Raw genomic sequence first — 17048 nt, forward strand, 5'->3', positions numbered from 1 at the left:
GCGACAACTCCTGCCCGACGCTCAACAACGGCCGCGCGGCGCTCTGCGACAGACCCAGCGACACCGCCACCTCGGTGACCACCTGCGCCAGAACAGTCGACGGATCACCACCGATGCCGGTGGTGTCGGCGGTGTCGGCGTCGGCGAGGCGGATGTCGGCGATCTCGCACACCGCCTCCACCGTCCTGGCGCGGGCGATGTTCTCCCGCACCCGGCACACCGCGGCATAACCTGCCAACCCGGCCACGCACGCAGTACTCGACCCCGCCGTACCGACCCCGGTACCGTCGTACCCCGCCGAAACCCCAGTATCGAACATACTTTCGAATATACCGAGAGGGTCCGACACAAGCGAAAACACTGCCGAAGTGGGGAATGATGACGTGCATGCCAGCCAAGAAATCGACACAGGACCCAACCGCTGCAGTACTGGAGAAGATCGCCTCCTACCCCGCACCGTACGACTCCGTCGGGCGCAGGCTGCACGAGGTGATCCTGGCTGCCGCGCCGGAGTTGCAACCTCGGTTGTTCTACGGAATGCCCGGATACGCGAAAGGGAAGGGCCCGATTCTCTGCCACTTCATCGCCGAGAAATACATTGCATTCGGGTTGTCGGAGAAGGCGAACGTGTCCGTGCCGGACGATGCGGACGACCTGTTGATGCCGTCGGGATGGTTTGTGACGGAGCTCGACGACGCGACGGAGAAGAAGATCGCAGCCATCGTTCGACGGGCAGTCGAGTGATGAATTATTTACGTAGATAGAGCCTTTCGGGCCGTCCGACGTTCCCGTAGTCCAGGGACACCTCGACGCGCCCGATACCCGCGAGGTATTCGAGATACCGCCGAGCGCTGGATCGGGAGATCCCCGCTCGCTCGGACATCTCGGTGGCCGACACCGGTCCTTCCACGTCACGAAGCCTGAGTTCGACCAGATCCAGCGTGACGCGACTCAAACCTTTGGGAAGGTCCTGGCCGGATCCACTGATACCGAAAGCTTTGTCGACGGCAGCCTGTTCGGCCTCCGCCGAGGACCCGAGGGTTTGCCGCGTGGTTCGGTACTGCTCCAGCCGCGCCTGCAGCACGGAGAACTTGAACGGCTTGATCAGGTAATGCACGACGCCGCTCCGGAGCGCTTTCTGCACGGACGCGACTTCTCGTTCGCTGGTGATGACGAGAATGTCGAGGTCCGGCACCAACTCTCGGAACGACCCGATGAGGTCCAGGCCGCTGGCACCGGGCAGGTGCACGTCGAGCAGCACGAGGTCCGGACGGAGAGTGGACACTGCGTCGATCGCGGACTCGGACGTGTGGGCGACGCCGCAGACCTCGAAGCCGTCGACCTTCCCGACGAACCCCGAATGCACCTTGGCGACCATGAAGTCGTCGTCGACGACAAGAACCCGAATCACACTCACTCCTTCATCATCGCGCGGAACACCGTCCACTCGCCGTCCTTTCCGACGGTCACGTCGCCGCCCCGACGCCTGCAGGCAAGCCGGACCAGCGCGAGACCGAAGCCATGACCGGTCGACACTGCCCCTTTCGTGCTCCAGCCTTGTTCGAAGATTTTCGTGGTGTCCGACGCGTCGACGCCCGGTCCGTCGTCGAACACCTCGATTACGATGTCACCGCCGTTCTCGTGCAACGCGATCCGTACCCGTCCACTCGATGCCGCCACGGCATTGTCGACGAGGTTGCCGAGGACAGTGCAGAGATCTCGGGACAACGCTCCCCCGTGCGATCGAAGAGCAGATCCCTCGACGATGTCGACGGTCACCGAACGATGCGCGGCAGCACCGATTTTCGCGATCAGGAGCGCAGCGACACTGACGTCGGCGACGGAATCGGTGACCACCGACGTCGCATCCTCACGGCGCGCGGTGAGTCCGTCCACGTAGCGCACCACCTCGTCGTATTCGTGCAGTTGAACCAGTCCGGAAATGGTGTGCAGCTGGTTGTCGAATTCGTGGATGTGTTCACGCAGCGCCGTCGAACTGGTCTTGGTGACTCCGAGTTCCTCCTCGACGTCGGTCAGTTCGGTGCGGTCACGGAAGGTCGTGACCGTTCCCACCGCTTTGCCGTCGGCGACGACGGGGACCGTGTTCAGGACCAGGACTCGATCGCCGACCAGCACGATCTCGTCGGAGGTCTCCACGGTTCCGAGAAGGACGTCGCGAAGCCGACCGGTGACGCCGAGCTCGTCGACGGTTGCGCCCTTGCTTCCGTATTCGATGTGCAGCAACTCGTGCGCACTCTCGCTCATCAGCACGACGCGGCCGTTCGGGTCGAGGGCGATGACGCCTTCCTTGAGTCCCCGCAGCATCGCTTCTCGCTGTCCGACGAGGTCCAGGATCTCGCTGGCCTCCATGCCGAGGGTCTGTCGCTTGACTCTCCGCGCGAGCAGTACCGAACCCAGCCCGCCCAGCACCGACGCGACCGCCAGGTAGACGATCAGATTGGGTGCCGATTGCAGGAACCGGTCCACGGCCGAGGGATATCGGTCGCCGACGACGGCCGTTCCCACGAGTGTTCCCGAGTCGTCGAGCACCGGTACCCGCGCTTCGACGGCTCTACCCGCCGCCGTGTCGGTGAGCCCGACCCTCGATCCGTCCGCACCGGTCTGCACGGTCGTCCCGACTTGTTCGGGAACGGTGGACAACACCACCACTCCGTCGACGCCCGAGAGTGCCGCGTAGTCGAGGCTGGAGACTGCGCGAACGGATTCGACTGCGCTCTGCAGACCGGTTCGGATACGAGGCTGGGCCGACGGCAACAGCTGACGGACGACGGGGTTCGCCGCGAGAGTTTCGGCCGCAGACTGTGCGCGGCGGCCTGCGTCTCGTTGGAACGCGGTCGACGATTGGGCGAGCGACAGGCCGCCGATGGCGACCAGAACGACCACGACGATCAGCAGCTGCAACCTCAGCAACTGGGCCGCCAGCGTGGTTCTGCGCACCAAGAGACCCTACTGCGCAGCCCGGAGAGTGGAGCGCAGTTCGGCGCGACCACAATGGACACAAAAGAAACTGTGATCGCAAGGGTGACCGCAGTCACAAAGTGTTGTTCACTTCCATGGTGCCTACTACGAGAGTTCGATCAGCAACCAGCGCCGTGTGCGTCGCGGTTGCCGTTCTCGTGGGCGCATGCAGTTCCGAACCGGCGGTGTTCGCCGGCGCGAACGGCACTCCCCGGGTCCAATTGGTCGTGCCGTCGGATGCAGGTGGCGGATACGACCTGACGGCCCGAAATCTCACCCAAGCTCTGGGCAGCGGCACCCCCGGCAGCACCGACCCCGATTACGACGTCGTGGTGTTGCCCGGATCGGGTGGCATCGTCGGCCTGGGCCGGTTGACTCTCGAGCGCGGAAATCCCGACCTCGCGATGGTCATGGGCCTGGGTCTGATCGGCGCACTGGAGACGACGGAGTCCGACAACTCGCTGTCCGAGGCCACGCCCGTCGCCAAGCTGCTGGAGGAACCGGAAGTGGTTCTGGTTCCGGCGAACTCGCCGCTTCGGACGATGAACGATCTGGTCGACTCGTGGCGCGCCGACCCGTCGGCGCTCAGTTTTGCCGGTGGTTCCGCCGAGGGCGGGCCCGACGGTCTGTTCCGGATCCTTCTTGCTCGGGCCATCGGCGTCGACCCGTCGGCGTCGACGTATCGACAGTACGAAGGTGGCGGGCAGCTGCTTCCGGCGCTACTGACCGGTGACGTCGACGTCGCGACGACCGGCGTCAGCGAGTATCTCGACCAGATTTCGGCCGGAACCGTGCGGGCACTTGCCATCAGCACCGACGAACGCGTGCCGGTGGTGGACGCGCCGACCGCACGCGAGGCCGGGGTCGACGTCGTCTTCGCCAACTGGCGAGGCCTGCTCGCGCCGCCGGGCATCACGCCGGACCAGGCGACGACGTGGACCGACCGCATCCGTGATCTCGACACGTCCGGCCAATGGCAGGACATCCTCACCCGAAACGGCTGGCGCAGTTCGATACTGACCGGCTCCGACTTCGCCGATTTCTTGGGCGAACAAGCTCGATTCGTCCACGAGACGCTGACCGTCACCCCCTGACGTTCGGATTCACCCGACACCACGTTTCACCCTGCTCGCACAAAGGAGTACACCCATGCTCGTGATACTGGGCTTCCTCATGGTTGCCGTCTTCATGTATCTGATCCTGACCAAGCGCGCGACCCCGGTCGTGGCGCTGACGTTGGTGCCGGTTGCGTTCGGCCTCATGGCCGGTGCGGGACTCGGGATCGGCGACATGATCACCGACGGCATCAAGTCGCTCGCCCCGACGGCTGCCCTGCTGTTCTTCGCGATCATCTTCTTCGGGATCATGATCGACGTCGGCCTGTTCGATCCACTGGTGAAGGGCATTCTGAAGCTCGTCAGGAACGACCCGATGAGGCTCGTCGTCGGTACTGCCGTTCTGGCGATGGTCGTGTCCCTCGACGGTGACGGGTCGACGACGTTCATCATCGTCACCTCCGCGATGCTGCCTCTGTACCTGAAACTCGGTGTGAGCCCGGTGATCTTGACGGTCGTTGCCGGTCTGGCCAACGGAACCATGAACATCATCCCGTGGGGCGGACCCACCGTGCGTGCAGCGTCGGCGCTCGGCATCTCGCCTTCGGAGGTCTTCGTGCCGATGGTTCCCTCGTTGATCGCCGGATTGGTCATCGTGCTGCTGTTCTCGGTGCACCTCGGGCTGATGGAGCGTAAACGAATCGGCAAGTTGGTCTACGAATCCGAGCTGGTTCACGCAGGCGGCTCCACTGGCACCGGGTCCAAGAAGACCGGTGGCTCCAAGAACACCGGCGGATCGGCAGGCACTGGCAGTGATCACGACGGCGGCGCCGGTCAGTTCATCGACGGCCTCGATCCCAATCGCGACACGCTGCGTCCGAAGTTGTTGTGGTTCAACGCCGCTCTGACCGTCGCGTTGCTGGTTGTCCTCGTCATGGACATCCTCCCCATCCCGGTGCTCTTCATGATCGCAGCGTCGATCGCGCTCGCCGTGAATTTCCCGAAGGTCAAGGAGCAGGGCGAGGCCATCGCGCGGCACTCGTCGTCGATCGTGTCCGTCGTCGCCATGGTTCTCGCTGCAGCGATCCTCACCGGCGTGTTCCAGGGAACGGGCATGGTCGAGGCCATGGCCGAGTGGCTGCTCAACGTCATTCCGGCGGGTATGGGTCCGTACCTCGCCGTCATCACCGGCGTTCTGTCCCTTCCGTTCACGTTCTTCATGACCAACGACGCGTTCTACTTCGGCATCCTGCCGGTTCTCAGCGAAACCGCTGCGCAGTACGGAATCGAGCCCGTCGAGATGGCGCGTGCGTCGATCACCGGTCAGGCATTCCACCTGCAGAGCCCTCTCGTCCCCGCCATCCTGCTTCTCGTGACCCTCGCCGGTGTATCGCTCGCCGACCATCACCGCAAGGTTCTGTGGCGCGCAGCGGTCATCTCCCTGACCATGCTCGTCGTCGGTGTTGCCCTCGGCCAGATCCCGTTCGGCTGATCCCCCACGTACCCGAAAGGTCAAGCACATGTCCGTCGTAGTAGTTCACAATCAGTCCGACGAGGGAAGAAGCGCACTCACCGCCGGTGTACGTGAGGCGCAGTCCAGAGGAACCGAACTCGTTGTGATTCACGCACTGTCGGGTTCGCCGGAACCACGTGCGCAGGCGCAGGAAGTTGCCGCGGTCGAAACCGCGGTGCACGCTCTGGCACCCGGTGCACGGGTCGAGGTCGGGGCCCCGGATCCCGATTCGACGTCCACGTTGCTTGCACTCGTCGACAAGGTGGACGCGGAGCTCGTGGTCATCGGGTCACGTCACCGCAGCGCCGTCGGGAAATTCCTGATGGGGCAGACGGTCCAGCGATTGCTGCTGGAGATACCGGTGGAGATCCTGTTGGTCAAATCCCGATAACACGTTCACCACCGAAGGGGCGGATCCGACACGCGGGTCCGTCCTTTCGCGTGTGACAGGACTGCACAACGGTGACCTGGTGCGTGAAGTCCGACGGGTGTTGTCGTAATATTTCCAGTCTCATTCGGTGAAGTCATCGCCGGCAATCCAAGGGCACTGCAAGTGCGCTCGAAGAGTGTGGTGATGACATGAAAGAGACGCCGCGAGTCGATTACTCGCGTGAAGGCGACGTGCGCGCGGGCGACGACGGCTCCTTCGAGCCGGGGCTCGAATCGTTCCGCAACCTCCTGCTGTCGCACGCTCAGGTCGAGACACTGCTGCACAGCGTGTGCACCCAGGTCGTCGACACCGTGCTGGGTGCCGACATGGCTGGCGTCACACTCGTGGACGAGTCGACAGGAACTCCGAAGACGGTCGCGTACACGGACCCTCGTGTTCTCGAGTTCGATGCGCCGGGCTGCCTGTCGGCGCCGATGTCGCTGTCTGCGCCAATTTCGGTCGACACGACGCAGATCGGCGCCCTCGAGGTCTACAGCTTGACCGACCACACGTTCACCGAGACGGACGAGATACTGATCAAGGTGTTCGTCACCGCGGTCGAGAGCGCCATCTGGAACTCGCGACGTGCGAGCGAGGCGCAGCGCGAACTCACGGGACTTCGTGAGGCGATGCGCACACGAGCGACGATCGAGCAGGCCAAGGGGATCGTGATGGCGATCCGGGGCATCGCTGCGGACGACGCCTTCGAGGTACTGTCGCTGCAATCGCAGAACGAGAACGTCAAGCTGCACACCCTGGCTCACCGCATCGTCGAATCGGTCGGCCGCGACCAGTCCTGATTGACTCTCGCCCGTGCGGGGCATGCACCCGGCAGCACTCTCGCGAAAGGTCGCCTCCCGGATGAGCACCACCACCACTGCCGATGCCGTTGTCATCGGCGCAGGCCACAACGGCCTCGTCGCCGCCGCCGCACTTGCCGACGCGGGTTGGGACGTGGTGATCGTCGAGGCGGCGTCCGCTCCCGGCGGCGCGGTACGCAGCGCCGAACTGGTTCCCGGCTTCACCAGCGACCTGTTCAGTGCGTTCTATCCACTCGGCGCGTCGTCTCCGGCGATGACGGCGCTGGGGTTGGAGGACCACGGGTTGAGGTGGTCCCGATCGCCTGCGGCGTACGGCCACGCTCGGTCGTCCGCCGACGAGGATGCGCCGACGGTTCTGCGGAACGTCGCCGATACTGCAGCCGCACTGAGCGAGCACGACCGTCGTGACGGCGATGCGTGGTTCGCATTGTTCGAGCAGTGGCAGAAGATCAAGAAACCGCTGCTCGACGCGTTCTTCACGCCGTTTCCGCCCGTCAAGGCCGGCGTGTCTCTGTCGAGGAAGCTCGGTCCCGCGGGGACGCTGAGGTTCGCGCGGTTCATGGCGTTGCCTGCACGTGCGATGGCACACGAGACGTTCCGCAGTTCCGCGGCCCGGTGCCTGTTGCTGGGCAACGCGATGCACGGAGACGCACCCCTGGATGCGTCGGTCAGCGGCGCGATGGGGTATCTGCTGACGATGATGGCTCAGGACGTCGGCTACCCCGTTCCGGTCGGCGGAGCCGGCGAGCTGACGGCCGCCCTGGTTCGTCGGGCCGGGTCCGCCGAGCTCCGGTGCGGCACCCCCGTGGTGTCGGTGATCACGTCGAACGGCCGGGCCACCGGGGTTCGCACCGCGTCGGGCGACGTAGTCCTGGCCCGTAAGGCGATCGTCGCCGACGTCTCGGCGCCGATGCTCTACCAGGACCTCCTCCCGCACGACGCCATTCCGCAGCGCATGCACGACGACCTGGCGAAGTTCGAATGGGACACCCCGGTGGTGAAGGTCAACTACGCGCTCGACCGTCCGATTCCGTGGCGATCGAAGAGTCTGTCCGACGCGGGGACCGTCCACTTGGGTGCGGACGAGGACGGGCTGCTGCGGTGGACCACGGACCTGTCGGTCAACGTGTTGCCCAAGCGCCCGTTCATGCTGTTCGGCCAGATGACCACCGCGGATCCTTCTCGGTCACCGGCGGGGACCGAGAGCGCATGGGCGTACACGCACCTTCCCCGCGGAGTCACCGACGACGCGTCGGCCGACACCATCGCGGCTCGGGTGCGGACGGTACTGGAGGAACACGCACCCGGTTTCAGCGGATCGATCGTCGGCGAGGTCGTTCAACGCCCGTCCGATCTGGCGACCGAGAACACCAACCTGTTCGGCGGTGCGGTCAACGGCGGGACCGCGCAACTGCAACAGCAACTGATCTTCCGGCCGACGCCGGGTCTGGGGCGGGCGGAGACGCCCGTCGAAGGGCTGTTCCTGGGAAGTTCGTCCGCTCATCCCGGTGGCGGGGTGCACGGCGCAGCCGGGATGAACGCAGCTCGCGCTGCCCTTGGACAGACGGGCCTGCTCGGCCCTGTACGCAAAAAAGTGACCAGCTCCCTGTTGGAGCTGGTCACCAGATGAAGTGCGTGCCTACATGAATCTGCTAGCGGGCGGTCAGTGGACCGCGTTCTCGACCGAGTCGAACCTCTGGGCCGTGGGAACGACGGCTGCTGCCTGCAGCAACCTGTGCACCGCGTACCCCTCGACCAGGCACCAGTCCAGGCGTGCCTCGTCCAGTGCTGTGAAGATCGTCAATCCGGCGATTGCGAAGAAGTCCACATCCGACAGATCGAGAATCATCCTGACGTCGGGGGTGACCCGACTGAGAACGAAATCCGTCAGAATCGGTGCGCTACGCATATCGATGTCGCCGTGAACTTTGACGACGAGAGAGTTGGATCCGGCCGCGGAGGCGCTGAAAATGGCACCTGTCGCGGCAACCGAGACCGAAGTTTCGGTGGCAGCATGCGGCCGGGTAGTTCCTTCGTCGTTCAAACCGTGTGGAGTAACAGTCATAGCCATCCCATCGTTGATCGATCGGGAGGAAACTGAGCGAGCTGATGCGGGTGACCGGAGCCGGCCACACATCCGAACAAGCCGCCGGGCTATCCCGTGGAGTCTCCTCCGACAACGGCTGTTATCTCAACCGCGTCCAACCCTACGGCACCGGGGGCTTCCCGTACACCCGCGTTTCGGCTCGTCCTACCCAGGGCACCCGAGACATGAGCTCGACCGTCTCCGACCTAGCGAGGACCGAACATGAAAGCTGTTACATACCAAGGAAAGCGCAAGGTAAGCGTCGACACCGTGCCTGATCCGAGGATCGAGGAACCCACCGATGCGATCATCAAGGTGACCACCACGAACATCTGCGGATCGGACCTTCACCTGTACGAAGTGCTCGGTGCGTTCATGTCCGAGGGCGACATCCTGGGGCACGAACCCATGGGGATCGTCGAGGAGGTGGGGCCGGATGTCGGCGATCTGAAGGTCGGCGACCGGGTGGTCGTTCCGTTCCAGATCTCGTGCGGTCACTGCTACATGTGCAATTCGAGTCTGTACACCCAGTGCGAGACCACGCAGGTCCGCGACCAGGGAATGGGTGCCGCCTTGTTCGGATACTCGAGCCTGTACGGCCAAGTTCCCGGTGGTCAAGCCGAGTATCTTCGGATTCCGCAAGCGCAGAACACGCACATCAAGGTTCCCGTCGGGCCGGACGACTCACGGTTCGTCTACCTGTCCGACGTGCTCCCCACAGCGTGGCAGGCGGTGGAATACGCCGACATTCCCGACGGAGGTTCGGTCACGGTGCTCGGACTCGGCCCCATCGGCGACATGGCGGCCCGCATCGCGCATCACCGTGGTCACCGAGTCATCGGCGTCGACCGAGTCCCGGAGCGGCTCCAGCGTGCCGCGGACCGCGGAATCGAGGTATTGAACTTCGACGATCTGGGCGGCGATCTTGCCGACGCCATCCGCGACCTCACCGACGGTCGCGGTACCGACTCCGTCGTCGACGCGGTCGGCATGGAGGCACACGGGTCTCCCGTGGCGAAGTTGGCCCAGAGTGTGACGTCTCTGCTCCCCGACGCGATCGCCGGACCGATGATGCAGAAGGCGGGCGTGGACCGTCTCGGCGCGTTCTACAGTGCCATCGACATCGTCCGACGGGGCGGCACCATCTCGCTGAGCGGCGTGTACGGCGGTATGGCGGACCCGCTGCCGATGCTCACGTTGTTCGACAAGCAGATTCGGCTGCACATGGGCCAAGCGAACGTGCTGCGGTGGGTCGACGACATCCTGCCGCTCCTGACCGACGACGATCCGCTGGGCGTCGACGATTTCGCCACCCACACATTGCCCCTCGACCAGGCGCCGCACGCCTACGAGATCTTCCAGAAGAAGCAGGACGGAGCCGTGAAGGTGCTGCTGAAGCCCTAGTTCTGCCCGGCGTGTAGTTCGTCGTGGTGATCGCGCATGGCGTCGATCAGCACGGCGAACACCCGGTGCGCGGCAGCCAGATCTCCGTCGGGAAGGTCGGCCAAGGCGGCCGACGTCTTGATCCCCAGTGGTCCGAAGAATCCGCGCGCGACTTCCATGCCGTGCTCGTCGTACCGGAGGATCACCTTGCGGCGGTCGTGCGCATCTTTTTCCCGCCGGATGTGTCCCGACGAGATCATGCGTTCGACGAGATACGTCATGGCCGCAGAGGACAGTCCGAGCCGGCCGCCGAGCTCGCCCGCGGTGAGCGGCTGCCCCTCGACATCGGCGACCATGATGAGCAGCAGGGCACGAAAGTCATTGGGCCGCAGCTCATGTTGCGCCCCGAACGCTCGGCCGATCTCCTCGGACACCGACGACAGGGCGCGAACGTCCGACGAGATCATCGACTCCAGTTCCGCGCGTCGTTCGGATGCACGTCGCTCGGATGTACTGCGGTCGGGCACGGGGTTCACTTTCTTCGGTTTCGTTCCATCGGGTCCTGGGCAACACTATCGCGCTGAAGACGCGCAAGTTCTCTCAGTTGCTTAATTGTTAAGTTAATGAGATTGTTGGCCGGTGGACTTCTGGACTCGTTTTGCCCGAATTGTCAGCTCACGACGCTCGTGGGCCCTGTCGCTTGCCGTGATCGTTCTCTCCGTCGCCTTCATGGGCCTCGTGGGTGAAAACGACTCAGCCGGGCAAGCCCCTTCCTCGGTGCCACCCGAAGCGGATTCCGCGCAGGTCACCGAACTACTCGACCAATTCCCCGGGTCGGAGACCGCGCCGGTCATCCTCGTGGTGAGCCGCATCGACGACGGTGTCCTGACCCCGGCCGACACCGATGCCGCCGCTCAGGCCCTCGCACGCCTGTCGGACACCGCGTCATCGGACACCGCGTCACCGCTGGTACCTGCGCCGGACGGCAAAGCCACCCTCGGCATCGTGCAGGTGGACAGCTCCTTGTCCGGCTTCGACCTGAACGACACCGTCACCTCGCTCCGCGACAAGGCGGTCGACGGGCTTCCCTCGGACCTCGAGGCGCAGCTCACCGGCGGGCCCGCATTCGGCGCCGACATCGCGAACTCCTTCTCCGGCGCCAACTTCACCCTGTTGGCCGTCACCGCACTCGTCGTCGCGATCCTGCTCATCGTGACCTACCGCTCCCCCATCCTGTGGCTCGTTCCACTGCTGGTCATCGGGCTCGGCGACCGCGTCGCCACCTCGGTGGGCACCGCTCTGGCCGAACTGACCGGCCTGTCGTTCGACGGGTCGACATCCGGCATCACCAGCGTGCTCGTCTTCGGCGCGGGTACCAACTACGCACTCCTTCTCATCTCGCGATATCGAGAGGAACTGCGCACCCGCGACGACCACCGCGAGGCGCTGCGGCATGCCGTTCGACACGCCGGGCCCGCCATTCTCGCCAGCAACGCCACCGTTGTCCTCGCGCTGCTGACGTTGTTGCTCGCGATCCTGCCCAGCACCCGCAGCCTGGGTGCTCTCGCTGCCGCGGGCCTCGTGGTGGCGGCCGTGTTCGTTCTTGTCGTCCTACCGCCGCTGCTCGCGTTGTGCGGGCCGAAATTGTTCTGGCCGTTCATCCCCAAGGGCGAGGACAAGGACACCGCGACGACGGGTGCCTGGCACTCGGTCGCTGCGGCCGTCTCACGCCACCCGACGCGTACTGCATCCGTCACACTCGTCGCGCTGATCGCCTGCGCCGCGGCCCTGTTCGGCACCGGAATCGGCCTGTCACAGACCGAGCAGTTCCGCGTCACCGCCGAGTCCGTCGAAGGTTTCGACACTCTCTCGGAACATTTCCCGGCCGGACTGGCCGATCCGACGACCGTCGTCGCACCCACCGAATCCGCCGATCGCATCGAGACCGCCCTGGACGGGGTCACCTCCGTCGACTCGTTCACGCGCGGAGCGGATTCCGGGACCGGCCTGACTCAGTGGTCCGTCGTCACCGACGCAGCTCCTGCCTCGGACGACGCGTTCGCAGCTGTCGAGGAACTGCGTGCTGCCTTCTCCGACATCCCCGACGCCCTGGTGGGCGGCAGCGACGCACAGGCCCTCGACACATCCGACGCCGCCGCACGCGACCGACTCGTGGTCGTTCCAGCCATCCTGATCGTCGTACTCGTCGTGCTGATCGCACTGCTGCGCTCGTTGATCGCGCCGTTGATACTCGTCGGCACGACGGTGCTCAGCGCTCTGGCCGCGCTCGGCGTCGGAAGTTGGTTCAGCAGCAGCGTGTTCGGATTCCCGGCGCTCGACGACAACGTCCCGCTGTACGCGTTCCTCTTCCTTGTCGCGCTCGGTGTGGACTACACGATCTTCCTCGTCACTCGCACGCGCGAGGAAGTTCCAGGTCACGGCACGCGCTCGGCCATCGTTCGAGCCGTCGGCGCGACAGGTGGAGTCATCACCAGCGCCGGCATCGTGTTGGCCGCTGTGTTCTGCGTCCTCGGCGTGCTACCGCTGATCACGCTGACGCAGTTGGGCATCATCGTCGGGTTCGGCATCCTTCTCGACACGTTCGTCGTGCGCACGCTGGTCATACCGGCACTGTTCACCCTTGTCGGCCCGGGGATATGGTGGCCGAACCGAATCGATTCCAGCAGAACCGAACTGGTGGGAACAAAGGAGTGAGATTCATGAAGGTACGTGTTTCGATCGCTGCAGCAGCCTGCGTGGCAGGACTCGCCCTCGTGGGCAGCCCGGCCCAGGCGGCGCCCGACACGGGATCGGCGGGATGGCAGCCACTGACCCCGATTCCGTCGCTGGACGTCGAGCGCTATCTGGGAACCTGGAACCAGGTCGCTGCGGTACCGCAGCCGTTCAACCTCGAGTGCGCGCGCGACACCCAGGCCAACTACCAGTTGATCGATCCGGCCAACATCCGCGTCGAGAACACCTGCACCACGTGGACAGGTGAGCAGAACCGCATCGTCGGTAATGCACGGGTGAACGACACGGTGACCAACGCCCAATTGCACGTGAGCTTCCCGGGCGTTCCTATTCAGGAGAATCCGGAAGGGCCGACCAACTACATCGTCGCCTACATCGCGGACGACTACTCGTGGGCGCTCGTCGGCGACCCGCTGCGTACGTCGGGCTTCATCCTCTCGCGTTCTCCCGAGGTCAGCACCGAGAAGTTCCGTGAAATCCGGGCAGTCGTCGAGTCCAAGGGATACAACTCGACGTTCATCCTGACCTCGCCCACCGCGGGCGGGGCGACGGACATCCGCCCGCTCTCGACGGTCTGACCCCCACGGTCCAACCCTTGTGTGAGTGGAGATGTAGGCCATGGGCCAGGAGCAGAGCCTGCGGAGCGACCAGAAGACGCTACATCTCCACTCACAGAGGTTTGTCGGCATTCAGCGCGACCTTACGCAGAAGTGCTGCGAGAGTGCGCAGTTCGTCCTCGTCGAGCCCGCCCAGGAGTTCCTCGTCTCGCTGCAGTCGGATGGGAAACACCCGATCCACCAGATCGGTTCCTCGGTCGGTCAATTCGAGAAGAACGACCCGGGCATCACGCTCGAACCGCTTGCGTTCGACCAGACCCTCCTTGACGAGTCGCTCGGAGATCTTCGTCGTCGACGCCCCACTGAGAAGTGTCACCGATGTGACCTCACTGGCACGAAGAGGCCGTCCCGCCCGTCGCAACGCGCTCATGACGTCGAATTCGGCGCGCGAGACCCCGACGGGAGCAAGCGTCGCGTCGAGCAGGTGACTTGCCCGCGACGCGATGCGGCCCACGCGAGCGAGCACCTCGATCGCGGAGGTGTCGACGTCGGGGAAAGTGGTCGTCCACTCTCGTCTGACCTGGTCGACGAAATCCCCACCTGATCGCTGCGCCGGAATCATGACTTCACCCTACGGCGAGTATCACACCGGCTCGTGGTTTATTTTACTAGTGAAATATCTGTACCCTTGATCCCGTGCTTCTCGACCGAATCGACCACACCCGTTCCGCGATCGCCCATGCCGTCGCGGTCAGCACCTGGCGCCAGGCACTGACCGTCGGGAAGGCCGATGCAACCATCGCACCCGCCGTGCGCGTCGGGCTCGCCGTGGCGATCGTCCTGGTCGGAGGCGGCATCCTCGGACGGCACGACCTCGCGGGCTTCGCCGCGCTCGGAGCGTTGTGCTCGGCCTTCGGCAGATACGAGCCATATCCCCGACGTGCAGGAAAGATCGCTCTCGTCGGGGCGCTCATCGTCGTGTACGCGACGCTCGGCGCCGCACTCGGGGCCGCAACGACGTCGGCGATCATCCAGGTGCTGGCCATCTCCGTCGCGGCCGGTGTGGCGGCCTTGCTGTTGACAGCGTTCGCCATCACCGGTCCCGGCGCGGTCATTCTCATCTTCGCCGCGACCGCCGCCGTCGGGTTCTCGCACGCCATCGGGGACCTCGGACCCGTCTTCGTGTCCGTCGCGGTCGGCGCGGTCGTCGGGTGGACACTGTCCATGGCCCCGGCGATCCTGCATCCGACGGGCCCGTCGCAGCTCGCCGTCGCCCGGGCCCTGACCGCACTGGACCGTCGTGACGCACCCGGCGCACGAGCCGCAATCGCCCGCGCGCGGACCGTCGTCGCGCTCGATCCCGGTGACCGTGAACATCGGCACGGTCTGACCACACTTCTCGACGACGCCGACGCCGTGCTCGACGCGTGGAGCCGCGGTGAGGATCCTTCGCACGCCGCCGAGGTTCTGGCCCACGAACGGCACCTGCGCAAAATGCGCCGCTACCGCGTTCCGATGGCAGGCATGCTCTCCGCCGAGGCGCTGGTGCACCCGAAACCACGGAATTTCTTCGCCGAAGGCCTGACCCAGGCGGCATCGACACCGATCGTGCGGGGCGCCGTGCGCATCACCGTCGCGGCGGCTCTCGCTGCCTGGTGCGCTACTGCTCTCGGGTTCGAACATCCCCTGTGGGCGACGATGGGCGCGATGGCTGCCATGCAAGGAATCGATTACCGAACCACGGTTCAGCGAGGGATCCAGCGTTTGCTCGGAAACGTCGGCGGCGCTGCCATCGCCGCGGTGCTCATCGCCTCGTCACTCGGGTACTGGGAGACCGTGGTGGTGATCGTCGCGATGCAGATCGCCGCCGAACTTCTGGTGATGAAGAACTACGCTCTGACCTCGCTCGCGATCACTCCGATGGCGTTGCTCATGACCGGTTTGGCCGGCCATCTGAGCCCCACGGTGTCCGTCAGCCGGATCGGCGACACCCTCGTCGGCGTGGTCATCGGCATCGGCGTTGCCGCCCTGACGGTGGACCGGACGGACCGCCACCACGTGAGGTGACGGTCCGTCCGGCTGCACTTCCGTCCTACCGTCAGCCGAGAACGGACGCGACGGGCGTCGACGCCCGGCCGATCAGCGTCTGGAGGTCGCCCGAGTCCGTGTCGAGCTCGCCCCGTGCGATTCCCGCATCGGCACTCGCGAGCATCTCGGCGACGAAGCCCGGCAGGCCTGCTCCTTCGAGGACACCCTTGTAGTCGTCCTCCGACACATTCTTGTACTCGACGGGCTTGCCGGACACCTCTGCGAACACAGCGGCGAGCTCGGCGTAGGTGAGCCGCTCGTCTCCGCCCAGCTCGTAGACCTTGCCGCCCTGATCCTGGGCGAGCAGCACCTCCACGGCGGCGGCGGCGTAGTCCGCGCGCGACGCCGCGGCAAGTTTGCCCTCGCCCGCCGCGCCCAGCAGCACTCCGGTGTCGGCTGCCTGCTGCACCGCGCCCAGGTAGTTCTCCCAGTACCAACCGTTGCGCAGAACGACGGAGGGGACCGAAGACTCGGTCAGGCGGTTCTCGGTCGCGAGGTGTTCGGGTGCGAGGCTCAGGCCGGACGTGTCCGCCTTCAGCAACGAGGTGTACGCGATGAGCGACACACCCGCGGCCTCGGCTGCGCCGATGACGTTCTCGTGCTGCGCGATGCGTTGGCCGACGTCCGACCCCGAGACCAGCAGAAGCTTGTCGACGCCGGCGAACGCTACCTGCAGCGCATCGGTGTCGGTGTAATCCGCGACGCGTACCTGCACTCCGCGGTCTGCGAGCGACTGCGCCTTGGCTGCATCGCGGACGACGGCGACGATGTCCCCTGCATCCGTTCCACGTTCGATCAGGCCGTCCACGACGAGCGCGCCGAGGTGTCCGGTTGCGCCGGTAACTGCTGTGGTCATGATTCGTTCCTTCGGTTGTCGGTGTTCGTCGACCACTATGCACTTACTTTTTCGACAGTGCAACCTTTTGGTGCAGCGCTATACGATATGCATGCGCTACCCTGGACTGCATGAGCGAACAGGACCCGACACTCGAGGCCGATGTCTTCGCGCGGGGCTGCCACTCACGTGAAGCACTGCAGAACGTCACCAGCCGCTGGGGCATCCTCGCGCTCGCCGCTCTGTCCGAAGGCGACTACAGGTTCAACGCTCTACGGCGACGGGTCGACGGCGTCAGCGAGCGCATGCTGTCCCAGACACTGCAGACCCTCGAACGCGACGGATTCGTTCTGCGGACGGTCCTCGAATCGATACCACCAAAGGTCGAGTACAGCCTCACCCCGCTCGGTCGCTCGGTCGCAGATCGACTGGTCGGCCTGATCGAGTTGGTCGAATCGAATCTCCCCGCCGTTCTCGACGCTCGCACCCAGCACGACGCTCGCTGAGCGATTTGCGCGCCTGAAAGAAGCAGCGGCTATAGCGTGTC

17 protein-coding genes and 1 pseudogene are annotated in these 17048 nt (G+C 65.0%); 11 read left to right on the forward strand and 7 right to left on the reverse strand.

Annotation, left to right across the window (positions count from 1 at the left end):
* Positions 1 to 319: pseudogene (locus CH293_RS04960) on the reverse strand (hypothetical protein); the annotation flags it as partial.
* Between the two features lie 68 nt (positions 320 to 387).
* On the opposite strand from CH293_RS04960, the gene CH293_RS04965 reads away from it, so the two are divergent.
* Positions 388 to 744 (forward strand): DUF1801 domain-containing protein, encoded by a 357-nt coding sequence (locus CH293_RS04965; protein ID WP_241483954.1) that lies wholly within the window; start codon positions 388 to 390, stop codon positions 742 to 744.
* A 4-nt stretch (positions 745 to 748) separates the two neighbouring features.
* On the opposite strand, the gene CH293_RS04970 is transcribed toward CH293_RS04965, so the two are convergent.
* On the reverse strand, positions 749 to 1411 hold the full coding sequence (locus CH293_RS04970; protein WP_176459912.1) for a response regulator: 663 nt from the start codon (positions 1409 to 1411) through the stop codon (positions 749 to 751).
* Positions 1412 to 1413: 2 nt separating this feature from the next.
* Positions 1414 to 2958, reverse strand: coding sequence for an ATP-binding protein (locus CH293_RS04975; protein ID WP_094719547.1), 1545 nt, complete (start codon positions 2956 to 2958; stop codon positions 1414 to 1416).
* 119 nt (positions 2959 to 3077) lie between these two features.
* On the opposite strand from CH293_RS04975, the gene CH293_RS04980 reads away from it, so the two are divergent.
* The 5 genes from CH293_RS04980 to CH293_RS05000 all read left to right on the forward strand — a co-directional run bounded on the left by CH293_RS04980 (position 3078) and on the right by CH293_RS05000 (position 8428).
* Positions 3078 to 4073, forward strand: coding sequence for a tripartite tricarboxylate transporter substrate binding protein (locus CH293_RS04980; RefSeq protein WP_255122701.1), 996 nt, complete (start codon positions 3078 to 3080; stop codon positions 4071 to 4073).
* Between the two features lie 55 nt (positions 4074 to 4128).
* On the forward strand, positions 4129 to 5526 hold the full coding sequence (locus CH293_RS04985) for a CitMHS family transporter (RefSeq protein ID WP_037114228.1): 1398 nt from the start codon (positions 4129 to 4131) through the stop codon (positions 5524 to 5526).
* Between the two features lie 28 nt (positions 5527 to 5554).
* On the forward strand, positions 5555 to 5938 hold the full coding sequence (locus CH293_RS04990; RefSeq protein ID WP_037114232.1) for a universal stress protein: 384 nt from the start codon (positions 5555 to 5557) through the stop codon (positions 5936 to 5938).
* Between the two features lie 188 nt (positions 5939 to 6126).
* Positions 6127 to 6777: an ANTAR domain-containing protein gene (locus CH293_RS04995; RefSeq protein ID WP_037114235.1), complete on the forward strand. Its 651-nt coding sequence runs from the start codon at positions 6127 to 6129 to the stop codon at positions 6775 to 6777.
* 22 nt (positions 6778 to 6799) lie between these two features.
* The gene (locus CH293_RS05000; RefSeq protein ID WP_094719631.1) at positions 6800 to 8428 is read left to right on the forward strand and encodes an NAD(P)/FAD-dependent oxidoreductase; all 1629 of its coding nucleotides are present in this window, start codon (positions 6800 to 6802) and stop codon (positions 8426 to 8428) included.
* A 33-nt stretch (positions 8429 to 8461) separates the two neighbouring features.
* Here the strand turns inward: CH293_RS05000 and CH293_RS05005 are convergent, their stop codons facing one another.
* Positions 8462 to 8863, reverse strand: a complete 402-nt coding sequence (locus CH293_RS05005; protein ID WP_230620978.1) for an anti-sigma factor antagonist — start codon at positions 8861 to 8863, stop codon at positions 8462 to 8464.
* Between the two features lie 243 nt (positions 8864 to 9106).
* Here CH293_RS05005 and CH293_RS05010 point away from each other — a divergent pair, with 243 nt between their 5' ends.
* Positions 9107 to 10288 (forward strand): zinc-dependent alcohol dehydrogenase, encoded by a 1182-nt coding sequence (locus tag CH293_RS05010; RefSeq protein ID WP_026347533.1) that lies wholly within the window; start codon positions 9107 to 9109, stop codon positions 10286 to 10288.
* On the opposite strand, the gene CH293_RS05015 is transcribed toward CH293_RS05010, so the two are convergent.
* Positions 10285 to 10803, reverse strand: coding sequence for a MarR family winged helix-turn-helix transcriptional regulator (locus CH293_RS05015; RefSeq protein WP_170945164.1), 519 nt, complete (start codon positions 10801 to 10803; stop codon positions 10285 to 10287). The genes CH293_RS05010 and CH293_RS05015 overlap by 4 nt on opposite strands.
* 193 nt (positions 10804 to 10996) lie before the next feature.
* Here CH293_RS05015 and CH293_RS05020 point away from each other — a divergent pair, with 193 nt between their 5' ends.
* Positions 10997 to 12982 carry an MMPL family transporter gene (locus CH293_RS05020; protein ID WP_255122709.1) on the forward strand — a complete coding sequence of 662 codons (1986 nt, stop codon included), beginning with the start codon at positions 10997 to 10999 and terminating at the stop codon, positions 12980 to 12982.
* Between the two features lie 5 nt (positions 12983 to 12987).
* On the forward strand, positions 12988 to 13599 hold the full coding sequence (locus tag CH293_RS05025) for a lipocalin family protein (protein ID WP_176459913.1): 612 nt from the start codon (positions 12988 to 12990) through the stop codon (positions 13597 to 13599).
* 91 nt (positions 13600 to 13690) lie between these two features.
* On the opposite strand, the gene CH293_RS05030 is transcribed toward CH293_RS05025, so the two are convergent.
* Positions 13691 to 14200 (reverse strand): MarR family winged helix-turn-helix transcriptional regulator, encoded by a 510-nt coding sequence (locus CH293_RS05030; RefSeq protein WP_037114241.1) that lies wholly within the window; start codon positions 14198 to 14200, stop codon positions 13691 to 13693.
* Between the two features lie 74 nt (positions 14201 to 14274).
* On the opposite strand from CH293_RS05030, the gene CH293_RS05035 reads away from it, so the two are divergent.
* Complete coding sequence (locus CH293_RS05035) at positions 14275 to 15645, forward strand: FUSC family protein (protein WP_094719551.1); 1371 nt, start codon at positions 14275 to 14277, stop codon at positions 15643 to 15645.
* A 31-nt stretch (positions 15646 to 15676) separates the two neighbouring features.
* Here CH293_RS05035 and CH293_RS05040 read toward each other — a convergent pair whose 3' ends face one another.
* Positions 15677 to 16522 carry an SDR family oxidoreductase gene (locus CH293_RS05040; RefSeq protein ID WP_176459914.1) on the reverse strand — a complete coding sequence of 282 codons (846 nt, stop codon included), beginning with the start codon at positions 16520 to 16522 and terminating at the stop codon, positions 15677 to 15679.
* Positions 16523 to 16632: 110 nt separating this feature from the next.
* Here CH293_RS05040 and CH293_RS05045 point away from each other — a divergent pair, with 110 nt between their 5' ends.
* On the forward strand, positions 16633 to 17007 hold the full coding sequence (locus CH293_RS05045) for a helix-turn-helix domain-containing protein (protein ID WP_094719553.1): 375 nt from the start codon (positions 16633 to 16635) through the stop codon (positions 17005 to 17007).
* Positions 17008 to 17048 lie beyond the last annotated feature (41 nt).

The sequence above is a fragment of the Rhodococcus sp. 14-2470-1b genome, assembly GCF_002259415.1.
In the GTDB taxonomy this organism is placed as follows: Bacteria; Actinomycetota; Actinomycetes; order Mycobacteriales; family Mycobacteriaceae; genus Rhodococcoides.